Origin of the sequence: Azospirillum cavernae, from assembly GCF_003590795.1 — a bacterium.
Taxonomy (GTDB): Bacteria; Pseudomonadota; Alphaproteobacteria; order Azospirillales; family Azospirillaceae; genus Azospirillum; species Azospirillum cavernae.
Window position 1 is genome coordinate 1,702,608 of sequence record NZ_QYUL01000002.1, and the last position, 12,286, is coordinate 1,714,893.

Annotated in this window: 13 protein-coding genes; 12 read left to right on the forward strand and 1 reads right to left on the reverse strand. The window is 66.1% G+C overall.

Annotated elements, in window-relative coordinates:
* Positions 1-290: 290 nt before the first annotated feature.
* The 11 genes from rpiB (at position 291) to D3877_RS19565 (ending at position 10,749) form a co-directional block, all read left to right on the forward strand.
* On the forward strand, positions 291-728 hold the full coding sequence (gene rpiB / locus D3877_RS19515; protein ID WP_119832322.1) for a ribose 5-phosphate isomerase B: 438 nt from the start codon (positions 291-293) through the stop codon (positions 726-728).
* A gap of 108 nt (positions 729-836) precedes the next feature.
* Positions 837-2,138 (forward strand): serine hydroxymethyltransferase, encoded by a 1,302-nt coding sequence (gene glyA, locus D3877_RS19520; RefSeq protein ID WP_119832323.1) that lies wholly within the window; start codon positions 837-839, stop codon positions 2,136-2,138.
* A gap of 30 nt (positions 2,139-2,168) precedes the next feature.
* Complete coding sequence (gene nrdR / locus D3877_RS19525; protein ID WP_119832324.1) at positions 2,169-2,624, forward strand: transcriptional regulator NrdR; 456 nt, start codon at positions 2,169-2,171, stop codon at positions 2,622-2,624.
* Positions 2,625-2,786: 162 nt separating this feature from the next.
* Positions 2,787-3,896, forward strand: coding sequence for a bifunctional diaminohydroxyphosphoribosylaminopyrimidine deaminase/5-amino-6-(5-phosphoribosylamino)uracil reductase RibD (ribD, locus tag D3877_RS19530; RefSeq protein WP_238474973.1), 1,110 nt, complete (start codon positions 2,787-2,789; stop codon positions 3,894-3,896).
* A gap of 78 nt (positions 3,897-3,974) precedes the next feature.
* Positions 3,975-4,562, forward strand: a complete 588-nt coding sequence (locus tag D3877_RS19535; protein ID WP_119832325.1) for a riboflavin synthase — start codon at positions 3,975-3,977, stop codon at positions 4,560-4,562.
* Entirely contained in the window at positions 4,559-5,698 is a 1,140-nt protein-coding gene (gene ribB / locus D3877_RS19540; RefSeq protein WP_119832326.1) for a 3,4-dihydroxy-2-butanone-4-phosphate synthase, read from the forward strand. Before D3877_RS19535 ends, ribB begins: the two co-directional genes overlap by 4 nt.
* Before the next feature lie 36 nt (positions 5,699-5,734).
* Complete coding sequence (locus D3877_RS19545; protein ID WP_119832327.1) at positions 5,735-6,199, forward strand: 6,7-dimethyl-8-ribityllumazine synthase; 465 nt, start codon at positions 5,735-5,737, stop codon at positions 6,197-6,199.
* 29 nt (positions 6,200-6,228) lie between these two features.
* Positions 6,229-6,801, forward strand: a complete 573-nt coding sequence (gene nusB / locus D3877_RS19550; RefSeq protein ID WP_119832328.1) for a transcription antitermination factor NusB — start codon at positions 6,229-6,231, stop codon at positions 6,799-6,801.
* Between the two features lie 55 nt (positions 6,802-6,856).
* Positions 6,857-7,855 carry a thiamine-phosphate kinase gene (gene thiL / locus D3877_RS19555; protein WP_119832329.1) on the forward strand — a complete coding sequence of 333 codons (999 nt, stop codon included), beginning with the start codon at positions 6,857-6,859 and terminating at the stop codon, positions 7,853-7,855.
* Positions 7,856-7,979: 124 nt separating this feature from the next.
* Positions 7,980-8,438 carry a hypothetical protein gene (locus D3877_RS19560; protein ID WP_119832330.1) on the forward strand — a complete coding sequence of 153 codons (459 nt, stop codon included), beginning with the start codon at positions 7,980-7,982 and terminating at the stop codon, positions 8,436-8,438.
* Positions 8,439-8,646: 208 nt separating this feature from the next.
* Positions 8,647-10,749 (forward strand): sodium-translocating pyrophosphatase, encoded by a 2,103-nt coding sequence (locus D3877_RS19565; RefSeq protein ID WP_119832331.1) that lies wholly within the window; start codon positions 8,647-8,649, stop codon positions 10,747-10,749.
* Between the two features lie 82 nt (positions 10,750-10,831).
* Here D3877_RS19565 and D3877_RS19570 read toward each other — a convergent pair whose 3' ends face one another.
* Positions 10,832-11,317: an outer membrane protein assembly factor BamE gene (locus D3877_RS19570; protein WP_119832332.1), complete on the reverse strand. Its 486-nt coding sequence runs from the start codon at positions 11,315-11,317 to the stop codon at positions 10,832-10,834.
* Between the two features lie 141 nt (positions 11,318-11,458).
* Here D3877_RS19570 and D3877_RS19575 point away from each other — a divergent pair, with 141 nt between their 5' ends.
* A complete protein-coding gene (locus tag D3877_RS19575; protein WP_238474974.1) occupies positions 11,459-12,028 on the forward strand; it encodes a ubiquinol-cytochrome C chaperone family protein in 570 nt (189 codons plus the stop codon).
* Positions 12,029-12,286 lie beyond the last annotated feature (258 nt).

Consider the following 12,286-nt stretch of genomic DNA (forward strand, 5'->3'; position numbering starts at 1 on the left):
ATCTGCCTTGCTTGCGAAACGGAACAACGAAGAGGCGAGGTTTGATCGCCAATTTTCACGCTTGGGGTGATGGGGGCGCCTTGCGGCTCGACGTAGAGCTGCGGCTTTCTGGCGAGGGGTGGCATCGCCGCAGGGCAAGACCGTCGCGGTCCTGCGTCGCGTGGCGCGTCGATCCGCCGAACCGGGCTTGCGGATGAGGCTTGCGTCCCTGTCATGGTGTGGTGGTGGCGGTTCGCGTCGATATCTGGTAGCGTGCCGACGCTTTTCGCCGCCTCTGGAGTTTTTTCCGCATGACCGCCCGCACCGTCGCGCTCGCCTCCGATCACGCTGGTTACGAGCTGAAGGCTCACATCGCCGCGTCGCTGACGAGCGCTGGTTATTCCGTTCTCGATTTCGGCACGAACGGTCCGGAATCGGTGGATTACCCGGATTACGCCGCCGCCGTCGCCGCCGCCGTCACCGATGGCCGGGCGGAGCGCGGCGTGCTGGTGTGCGGCAGCGGCATCGGCATCAGCATCGCCGCCAACCGCCATCCCGGCGTCCGCGCCGCGCTGGTCCACGACGTGACCACCGCGCGCCTGAGCCGCCTGCACAACGACGCCAACGTGATCGCGCTCGGCGCGCGGGTGATCGGCCCGGAAGTCGCGAAAGATTGCGTGGACGCCTTCCTGAACACCGGGTTTGAGGGCGGGGAGCGGCACAGCCGCCGCATCGCCAAGATGGGCTGACGCCCGCGCTCTGACTGGATTTGGCCCATCGGCCTCTTGCCCGGGGGCGCTTCGGCGCCGTCGGCGACACCGCAGCACACTCCGCTTTGAGATAAGGAACCGCCCGCCATGACGACCACCAACGCCGCCGAGATCGGCCGTTTCTTCGCCGCGTCGCTCGCCGAGACCGATCCTGAATTGGCCCGCGCGGTGCGCGACGAGCTGGTGCGCCAGCAGGACCAGATCGAGCTGATCGCGTCCGAAAACATCGTGTCCCAGGCGGTGCTGGAGGCGCAGGGTTCCGTTCTCACCAACAAATACGCCGAGGGTTATCCCGGCAAGCGCTATTACGGCGGCTGCGAGTTCGTGGACATTGCGGAAAACCTCGCCATCGAACGCGCCTGCAAGCTGTTCGGCTGTGAGTTCGCCAACGTCCAGCCGAACTCCGGCAGCCAGGCCAACCAGGCGGTTCTGCTGGCGCTGTTGCAGCCGGGCGATTGCGTGCTGGGCATGTCGCTGGCCGCTGGCGGCCACCTGACCCACGGCGCCGCCCCCAACATGTCGGGCAAATGGTTCAAGGCCGTGCAGTATGGCGTGCGCAAGGACGATCACCTGATCGACTTTGAGCAGGTCGAGGCGCTGGCGCGCGAGCACAAGCCCAAGCTCATCATCGCTGGCGGGTCGGCTTACCCGCGCGTGCTCGATTATGAGCGTTTCCGCGCCATCGCCGACGAGGTCGGGGCCTATCTGATGGTGGACATCGCCCATTACGCCGGTCTGATCGCTGGCGGCGTCTACCCCAACCCGTTCCCTTACGCCGACATCGCCACCACCACCACCCACAAGACCCTGCGCGGTCCGCGCGGCGGCATGGTGCTGACCAACCGCGAGGACATCGCCAAGAAGATCAATTCGGCGGTGTTCCCCGGCCTTCAGGGCGGCCCGCTGATGCACGTCATCGCCGCCAAGGCGGTGGCCTTCGCCGAGGCGCTGCGCCCTGAGTTCAAGACCTACGCCCAGGCCGTGCTGGACAACGCCCGCGTTCTGTCCTCGACCCTGATCGCCGGTGGGCTGGACATCGTGTCCGGCGGCACCGACAGCCACATCGTGCTGGTCGATCTGCGTCCAAAGAACCTGACCGGCAAGGCGGCGGAAGCCAGCCTGGAACATGCCAGCATGACCTGCAACAAGAACGGCGTGCCGTTCGACCCGCAGAAGCCGATGATCACCTCGGGCGTCCGTCTGGGCAGCCCGGCGGCGACGACGCGCGGTTTCGGCGTCGCCGAGTTCAAACAGGTCGGCGAGATGATCGTCGAGACGCTGGACGGTCTGGCCGCCAGCAACTCCGGCGACAATGCGGCGGTTGAGGCGGCGATGCGCGAACGGGTGCGCGGCCTGTGCCGTCAGTTCCCGATCTACCCGACGCTGTAACGCGTCACGGATCGGAAAAGGGACACCGACATGCGCTGCCCGTTCTGTGGAAACGAGGACACCCAGGTCAAGGATTCGCGACCGACGGAGGACAACTCGGCCATCCGGCGGCGGCGCTTCTGTCCCAGTTGCAGCGCGCGTTTCACCACTTTCGAGCGCGTGCAGTTGCGCGAGCTGACGGTGGTGAAGAGCGCGGGCCAGCGCGAACCCTTCGACCGTGACAAGCTGTTGCGGTCGATGCGGATCGCGCTGCGCAAGCGGCCCATCGACGCCGACCGCATCGACCGGGTGGTGAACAGCCTTGTTCGCCAGCTCGAATCGTCGGGCGAGAGCGAGATCCCGTCCAAGCAGATTGGCGAGATGATTATGGTCGCGCTGCAAACGCTCGATCAGGTCGCCTACATCCGTTACGCCTCGGTCTACAAAGACTTCCGCGAGGCGTCGGACTTCAACGAGTTCGTCGAGCAGTTGGTCCCGGACGCGTGAGGGGAGCGGGTTTTCCCCCTCCCTAACCCTCCCCCGCTGGTCGCGGGAGAGGGAACTCCGATGGAACCCCGGCAAGGCTCCTGTCTCCCTCTCCCGCTGACAAGCGGGGGAGGGCTGGGGAGGGGGCAAGCCGCCTGAATAAGCGGAAGAACGGCCCAACACATGACCACCCCCACCGACCTCCACCACATGCGCGCCGCCTTGGCGTTGGCCGCGCGCGGGCTGGGGCGGACATGGCCGAACCCGGCGGTTGGCTGCGTGCTGGTCCGCGACGGCGTGGTGGTGGGGCGTGGCTGGACCCAGCCGGGCGGACGGCCTCACGCGGAGACGGAGGCGCTGGCCCGCGCCGGAGTCTTGGCCGAAGGCGCCACCGCTTACGTCACGCTGGAGCCTTGCAATCATTACGGCAAGACGCCGCCCTGCGCGCTCGCCTTGATTGAGGCTAAAGTCGCCCGTGTTGTCGTCGCCTGCCAGGATCCTGACCCGCGCGTGGCGGGCGGCGGCTTGGCCCGGCTGCGCGACGCTGGAATCACGGTCGCCACCGGACTGTGCGAGGCGGAAGCGCTGGCGCTGAACGAGGGTTTTTTCAACCGCATTCAACACGCCCGCCCACTCTTCACCCTGAAGCTGGCGACGACGTTGGATGGCCGCATCGCGACGCGAACCGGAGCCTCGCAATGGATCACCGGCCCGGCGGCGCGGGCGGTCGGCCATCGCTTGCGCGCCACCCACGACGCCATTCTGGTCGGCATCGGCACCGCGTTGGCCGACGATCCCGAACTGACCTGCCGTTTGCCGGGGCTGTCGGACCGCAGTCCGGTGCGGGTGGTGGTGGACAGCCGTTTGCGTCTGCCGCCAACCTCGAAGCTCGCGACCACGGCAAGGGCTGTGCCGACCTGGGTCGTCACCGGCGCGGATCCCGATCCGGTCAAGGCCGCCGCGCTGACCGAGCATGGCGTGGAAATTCTGCCGGTCGCCACGGACTCCGCCGACCGTCCCGACCCGCTGGCGCTGGCCGCCGCGCTGTCCGAACGCGGATTGACCCGCGTGCTGGTCGAAGGCGGGGCGACGCTGGCCGCATCGTTGTTGGGGGCCGGGCTGATCGACCGGCTGGAGTGGTTCCGCGCGGCGGCGCTGATTGGCGGCGACGGTCTGGCGGGAGTCGCGGGCTTCGGAGTCGCCACGCTCGACCAGATGGCGCGCTTTGAGCGGACGGAGCTGCGGGCGGCGGGGGCTGATCTGGTGGAAAGCTACCGTCGGCGTCTGGTTTGATCGGCGCAACAGTCCGTTGCGCGCGGCGCGCCGTCGTCCCCGCTTCCCCTTCGCGTGAAACCTGCTAAATTCCCCAGCATGTTCACTGGAATCATCACCGACATCGGGCGCGTGCGGGCCGTGGAACGGCAGGGCGACACCCGCTTCACCATCGAGACCGGCTTCGACACGGAGACGATCGCGATCGGGGCGTCCATCGCCCACAACGGCGTTTGCCTGACGGTCATCGAAAAGGGACCGGGCTGGTACGTCATCCAGGCGTCGGGGGAAACCCTGTCGAAGACCACGTTGGGCGGCTGGGACGCCGGAACGCGGATCAATCTGGAACGCGCGCTGAAGGTCGGCGACGAGCTGGGCGGGCACATCGTGTCGGGCCATGTCGATGGCGTCGGCGTGTTGGCGGCGACCAAGCCGGAGGGCGAGTCCCTGCGCCTGACCTTCGAGGCGCCGGAGTCGCTGGCCAAATACATCGCCTCCAAGGGGTCGGTCGCCATCGACGGCGTGTCGCTGACCGTCAACGAGGTGGCGGGCAATCGCTTTGGCGTCAACATCATCCCCCACACCCAGACGGCCACGACCTTTGGCGGCTTGCGGGTTGGGGATTCGGTGAATCTGGAAATTGATATGCTCGCGCGCTACGTCGCGCGGCTTGCGGGGCAGGAATGACGTCCGAGTTTCACAGCTACCTGTCGTCCGCCGAGGAAATCCTCGAAGAGGCGCGCCAGGGCAAGATGTTCATCCTGGTCGATGACGAAGACCGCGAGAACGAAGGCGATCTGGTCATCCCGGCGAATTGCGCCACCCCGGAAGCGGTCAATTTCATGGCCAAGCATGGCCGTGGCCTGATCTGCCTGACGATGGACCAGGCCAACATCGAACGGCTGCGCCTGCCGCTGATGGCCCAACAGAACGCCTCGCGCCACCAAACGGCTTTCACCGTCTCGATCGAGGCGCGCGAAGGGGTGACGACCGGCATTTCCGCCGCCGACCGCGCCCGCACCATCCAGGTCGCCATCGATCCGAAATCCGGCCCGCATGACATCGCCACGCCCGGCCACATCTTCCCGCTGCTGGCGCGCGAAGGCGGGGTTCTGGTCCGCGCCGGCCACACCGAGGCGTCGGTCGACATCTCGCGCCTGTCCGGTCATCCGCCCTCGGCGGTGATCTGCGAGATCATGAACGACGACGGCACGATGGCGCGTCTGCCCGATCTGGTGCAGTTCGCCCAACTTCATGGGCTGAAGGTCGGCACCATCGCCGATCTGATCGCCTACCGCCGCCGCACCGAAACCATCGTCGAACAGCGTCTGGCCGGGTCGCTGGACAGCCGGTTCGGCGGGCGCTTCCAGACCTACATCTACACCAACAAGATCCATTACGCCGAACACATCGCGCTGGTGCGCGGCGACATATCCGGCGACGAGCCGGTGCTGGTCCGCATGCACGCGCTGTCGGTGCTCGACGACGTGCTGGGCGACCGCAATTCCGGCCGGGCCGACGAGTTGCAGGCGTCGATGGAGCTGATCGCCAAGGAAGGGCGCGGCGTCATCGTTCTGCTGCGCGAACCGCAGCCGAACGGCCTGTCGTCGGTGCTGAAGGCGCGGCTGGAAGGGCAGGTTGGCAGCGCCCCCACCCTGCGTGATTACGGCGTCGGCGCGCAGATCCTGTTGGATCTCGGCGTCCGCTCGATGATTTTGCTGTCGAACCGGCAAAAATCGATCATCGGGTTGGAAGGCTACGGTCTGACCGTGGTCGGCCATCGACCGATCACCGCAGCCGTGACCGATGGCGGAACGGATTGAGGGTGAGGACCCGCTGATGGATTGGCGCCGCGCCGGATGACCGACACCCCCCACATCATGGTTGTGGACGCCCGCAGCCACGAGGACATCGCCGAGGAATTGGCGCGTGGCGCCATCGGGGAGCTGACCCGCGCGGGGGCCACCCACATTCGCTATGGCGTGCCGGGGTGTCTGGAAATTCCGGCGGCGGTGCTCTACGCCATCCGGTCCATGGATTTTTTCACGGCACGCAAGCGGTTCGACGGCTATGTCGCGCTCGGCTGCGTGATCCGGGGCGAGACGACGCGGTACGACACAATCTGCGCCGAAAGCGCGCGTGGGCTTCAGGATCTGGCGTTGCGTTACACCCTGGCGGTCGGCAACGGCATCCTGACGGTGGAAAATCGCGAACAGGCTTGGGTGCGCGCCAACGTCGGATCCAAAAATATGGGCGGGGCCGCCGCGCGGGCCTGCCTTGACATGATTGACCTGAAGCGCAAATTCCGCCTCTATCCGCGTTGATCCCTTTTTCAGTGACTGCAAAGACCATCATGAGCAACGACGACGCGGCCAGCCGCGCGACACCCAAGCGCACATCCGGCAAATCCGGTGGCCGCAACCGGACCGGCGGCGGTTCCGCCAAGGCCCGCCGCAAGGCCGCCCGCCTGGGCGCGGTGCAGGCGCTGTACCAGATCGACCTGACCGGCGCGGCGGTGGAAACCGTGGTGGCTGAGTTTGTGACCCATCGCTTGGGCGAGGAAATCGACGGAACCAAATTCGTCGCCGGGGATCCGCAACTGTTTTCTGACATCGTGCGCGGGGCGATGCACCGCAAGGCCGAGGTGGACAGCGTGTTGACGGCGGCGCTTGACCCGCGCTTTCCCATCGACCGGCTGGAGTTGCTGCTCCGCGCCATCCTGCGCGCCGGGGCTTATGAGATCGCCGTCCATCTCGACACCCACCCGCGCATCCTCATCAGCGAGTATGTGGACGTCGGCCACGCCTTCTTCGCCGGGCGCGAACCGGCGATGGTGAACGGCGTGCTCGACCATGTCGCCCGCGCCCTGCGCGCCGACGATCTGGCCAAGCCGGATCCGTCGCGCGGCGGCCCGTCGGCGGAGTGAACGTCTCCCCCCTCTTCCGTTCGCGGGGGAGGGGATTGACTGGTTTGGCGGTTCCATGACCAACGCATCGGCCCCGCTTGGGGAATTTGACCGCATCACCCGCTATTTCAAACCGTTGGCCGCCGGGTTCCCCGGCGCGCGCGGTTTGCGGGACGACGCCGCCGTGTTTGGCGTGCCGCCGGGATTCGAGCTGGTCGTCACCGCCGACGCCATGGTGGCGGGCGTGCATTTTTTCCCCGACGATTCGCCGGGTGACATCGCCGCGAAACTGCTCCGCACCAACCTCTCCGATCTCACCGCCATGGGGGCGGAACCGCTGGCCTACACCCTGACCACGGCTCTGCCGCGCGACGTGGGCGAGGCGTGGCTTTCCGCCTTCGCCGCCGGTTTGGGGGAGGACCAAGCGCGTTTCAACATTGGTTTGGCCGGGGGCGATTCGGTGTCCACCCGTGGGCCGATCACCCTGTCGGTCACGGCCTTCGGTCTGGTTCCGGCGGGCCGCGCCTTGCCGCGCTGGGGCGGCGTGGTCGGCGACCGGCTGTTTGTCTCCGGCTGTATCGGCGACGCGGCGTTGGGGCTGGAGATCGCCTACGACCGCTTGACGTTGGACGACGCGGCGGCGCGTGAGCATCTGTTGCGCCGGTTGCGCCGCCCCGATCCTCGCACGACTCTCGGCCCGCGCCTGATCGGTCTGGCCAGCGGCGCGTTGGACGTGTCGGACGGTCTGGTGGCCGATCTTGGACATCTCTGCGAGGAATCCGGCTGCGCGGCCCGGTTGGACGCGGCGTCCGTGCCGTTGTCCGACGCGGCGCGCGGGGTGATCGGCGACGACCCGACGCGGTTGGCGCTGGCGCTGACCGGCGGCGATGATTATGAATTGTTGTTCTCCGCCCCGGACAGGGCGACGCCCGCCCTGATGGCGCTGGCGGAGAGCCTCGGCGTGCCAATCACGGCGGTTGGTTGGCTCGAAGCCGGAGTTCCCGGAACCGTCCGCGCGCTTGACCAACGGGGGGCGCCGCTGGCTTTGCTTCGGCGTGGTTGGGATCATTTTTGACCACTTCGGCGTTTGATGGGCGCTCGTTTGCCCGCATGGTCAATTTAAGACAATCGAAAGCAGGGGCGGGGCAGGCTGCGCCGCGCCTGAGGGCCGTGTTTCCTCCTTTCATTGGGTGTTCTCTGTGGTCAAGTCGCTGATTGTTCTGGTGCTGGGCATCCTGTTGCTGGGCGGCGCCGGATTCGGCGGCTGGTACATCTATTCCAATTATCTGGTTCCCCAGGAAGGCGCGGAGCCGAAAAAAGTCGAACCGCCGCCCAAGCCGCCCACCGCCTTTGTCCGCCTGCCGCCGTTGGTCGTGCCGGTGATCGGCGCGACCCGAGTCGAGCAATTCGTCACCGTTGTGGTGACGATGGAGGTGGTTTTGGAGAAGCAGCCGATGGTTCAGGCCAACCAGGCCCGGATGAGCGACGGTTTTCTCACCGCGCTCTATGGCGCGGTCGCCGACAAGTCGGTTCTGAATGGACCATTGGTCAATATCCCTGCCGTAAAAGCAAAACTGCTTGAAGCCGCCAATAAGGTGATGGGGCCGGGGGTGGTTCTGGATGTTCTGGTTCAGGCGGTGACTCAGCGCAATCTTTAGCGCTGTTGTGCGCTGCGGTTGTCGGGGCCTCTGACGAAGGTCAGATATGACCCTGGCCAATTCGCCGCGCCATCAAGGACATGGCGGTGGTTGCAAAGATGGGCGCCCTTCGGCATCCTTTTCCCTGAGAACACTTGCGCCCGACTTCTCCCGTTCTTTTCCGGGAGTCGGCTTTCGCGGGCGGACCTTTCAAAAATCGGGGGATGCGATGGCTTTAGCGTTCATCGTCATCATTGCCAGCGGTCTGCTTGCGCTGGCCTACGGCTATCGTGCCGGAAAAGAGGTCATGGCCGCGTCGCCGGGAACCGAGCGGATGCAGGCCATCGCCGCAGCGGTGCAGGAGGGCGCGCGCGCCTATCTGAACCGGCAATACACCACCATCGCCGTGGCGGGCGTCGTTCTGCTGTTGATCCTGGGTGCGACCTTGGGATTGCCGGTCGCCATCGGCTTTCTGATCGGGGCGATCCTGTCCGGTCTGGCGGGCTACATCGGCATGAACGTGTCGGTGCGCGCCAACGTCCGCACCGCGCAGGCGGCGACCAACGGGCTGGCCCCAGCGCTCGACATCGCGTTCAAGTCCGGGGCGATCACCGGCATGCTTGTGGTCGGGCTGGGGCTGTTGGGCGTCGGCGGTTATTACGGCGTGTTGATGACGATCTACCGCGTCACCGACCCCGAGCAGGTCCGCACGGTGCTGGAAGCGCTGCTGGCGCTCAGCTTCGGCGCGTCGTTGATTTCCATCTTCGCCCGGCTGGGCGGCGGCATCTTCACCAAGGGGGCCGACGTCGGCGCCGATCTGGTCGGCAAGGTCGAGGCGGGCATCCCCGAGGACGACCCGCGCAACCCGGCGGTCATCGCCGACAATGTCGGCGACAATGTCGGCGATTGCGCCGGCATGGCCGCTGACCTGTTCGAGACCTACGCCGTGACCATCGTCGCCACCATGCTGTTGGCGGCGATCTTCTTTTCCGGCGACGTCGTCCGCTCGATGCTGGTCTATCCCTTGGTGATCGGCGCGGTCTGCATCGTCGCCTCGGTCGCCGGGACCTTCGCGGTCAAACTTGGCGCTGACAACAACATCATGAACGCGCTCTACAAGGGGTTGGCGGCGACGGCGGGCATCTCGCTGGTGTTGATCCTGCTCGTCACCGCCGTGATGTTCGGCTTCACCCGCCCGCTGGCGATGAGCAACGGGTTGACCATCACCGGCATGAATCTGTTCGTGTCGTCCCTGGTAGGGTTGGGCGTCACCGGCCTGCTGGTATGGATCACCGAATTCTACACCTCCACCGCGTTTCGCCCGGTGCGCAGCATCGCCAAGGCGTCGGAAACCGGCCATGGCACCAATGTGATCCAAGGTTTGGCGGTGTCGATGGAATCCACCGCGCTGCCGGTTCTGGTGATTTGCGCGGGCATCCTGATCGCCCATGGTCAGGCGGGGATTTTCGGCATCGGCATCGCCGCGACGACCATGCTGGCGCTGGCGGGGATGGTGGTGGCGCTCGACGCTTACGGCCCGGTGACGGACAACGCGGGCGGCATCGCCGAAATGGCCGACATGCCCAAAGAGGTCCGCGTCACCACCGACGCGCTGGACGCGGTGGGCAACACCACCAAAGCGGTGACGAAGGGCTACGCCATCGGCTCCGCCGGTCTGGCGGCGCTGGTGCTGTTCGCCGCCTATGTCCAGGATCTCGGCCATTATTTTCCCAAGGTGAAGGTCGAGTTTAAGCTGGACGATCCCTATGTCGTCGTCGGGCTGTTGATCGGCGGCTTGCTGCCCTATCTGTTCGGATCCATGGGGATGACGGCGGTCGGGCGCGCCGCCGGGTCGGTGGTGGTCGAGGTGCGCCGCCAGTTCCGCGAGATCCCCGGCATCATGGAAGGCACGGCCAAGCCCGATTACGGTCGGGCGGTGGACATGCTGACCAAGGCGGCGATTCGCGAGATGGTGATTCCCTCGCTGCTGCCGGTGCTGGCCCCGGTGGTCCTCTATTTCGTCATCGCCGCGATTGGCGGTCAGGCGGCGGCCTTCGCCGCGCTGGGGGCCATGCTGCTGGGCACCATCGTCACCGGCATCTTCGTCGCCATCTCGATGACGTCGGGCGGCGGGGCGTGGGACAACGCCAAGAAATACATTGAAGAGGGCAACCATGGCGGCAAGGGATCCGACGCGCACAAGGCGGCGGTGACGGGCGACACGGTCGGCGATCCGTACAAGGACACGGCTGGCCCGGCGGTCAATCCGATGATTAAGATCACCAACATCGTGGCGATCCTGCTGCTGGCGATTTTGGCCCAATTCGCCTGAGTTCAGGCGACGCTGAAACGGAAAAGGGCGGGAACCCGTGGAGGTTCCCGCCCTTTTGGCGTTGGTCGGAAGCGTCAGGCGATCAGTGGCCCGGACCCTTGCTCTTGGTGTCCTTGGCGGAGAAACGCCCGACATTGCCGAGCATCTGTTCCAGGAAGGTCATTTCGCGTCCGGCGGTCGGGGTGGACCGATCCACCATCTCGACATCCTGGCCGTTGGTCTCGTCGAGCTTCTTGATCTCGCGCACCACGCCCGCCTGGTCGAAGCGGACGATCAGCACGCGGCGCTCGACCACTTCCGGCTGGAAGAAGGCGGTCTTTTCGGTCTTCTGCCCGATGTAGTACCAGACGTTCGGATCGAAGGTTCCGACCGAGGTCGGCGTGCCAAGCACGGCGGCGACGTCGTCGCGGCGGCTCTGGCCCGGCTGAAGCTCGGCCACGCGTTCGGGATCGGTCAAATTGCCGCGCTGGGCGGTGATCGGCGTGCAGCCGGACGCCGCCAGACCGGGGAGGATGACGGCGCCCAGCAGGGCGACGGCGCGAAACGCGGAAGGAATCGATATCGTCATGGTGCTCAGGCTATGATGGGCCAGCGGATGGGAACGGCAAGGCCGCGCAAGGCGCGTTCGCCGGTTCCACGCTGCGGGGACCATCGCACCCGGCCCTCCGTTCTGTCAACGAAACTCCGAGTCTTCAAGAAAGCGCCAACCGTGTCAGACAGTCTTTTCGGGCGCCTGTTCGGGCGGTTTTCCGCCGCCGCCGCCGCCCGTCCGGTGGATGGCCTGTTCGCCGCCATCGTCGCTCAGGCGCGCCAGCCGGATTTCTACCGTGACCTTGGCGTGCCGGACACGCTGGACGGTCGATTCGATCTGGTGGCCCTGCATTGCTTTTTGACCATGCGCCGGTTGAAGGGGCAGGGGCGCGCCGCCGCCGCCCTGTCGCGGCGCCTTTATGAACGGATGATTGATGATTTCGAGAAGTCCCTGATGGAGATGGGCGTCGGCGACACCGGCATTGGGCGGCGGGTCAAAACGATGGCGCGCGGCATGGCCGGGCGGATCAAGGCCTATGACGAGGCGCTGGCCGACTCCGGCGATCACCGGCTGGAGGTGGCCTTGGACAACAACGTGTATGGCACGCTGGAGGAAACCGACCCGGCCCATCTCGCCGCCCTGACCGCCTATGTCCGGGCCGCCGCCGCGCATCTGGAAGCGCAGGCGTTGGAGTCGCTGCTGGCGGGGCGGGCGTCGTTCCCGGCGGCGGTTCAAGGGGCGGGTTAGGATTTTTGTCCACAGATGAACGCAGATAAACACCGATGACGCTTCGATTCTGGCGGCGCTGCGGGCTGCCGGTGACAAAGCAAGATTTTTGATGATCGCGGCGACGCCCTGCCTGCCGAGTGACGCTCACATCTCAAAAAATCTGTGTTTATCTGTGTTCATCTGTGGACAAAAAAATCTTTCCGTCCTCCCCGCCGACCCACGGCGAAAGTCCCGGTTCCCTCAACGTCCCTCTTGCCTTTCGGCCCGTCCGGTTGC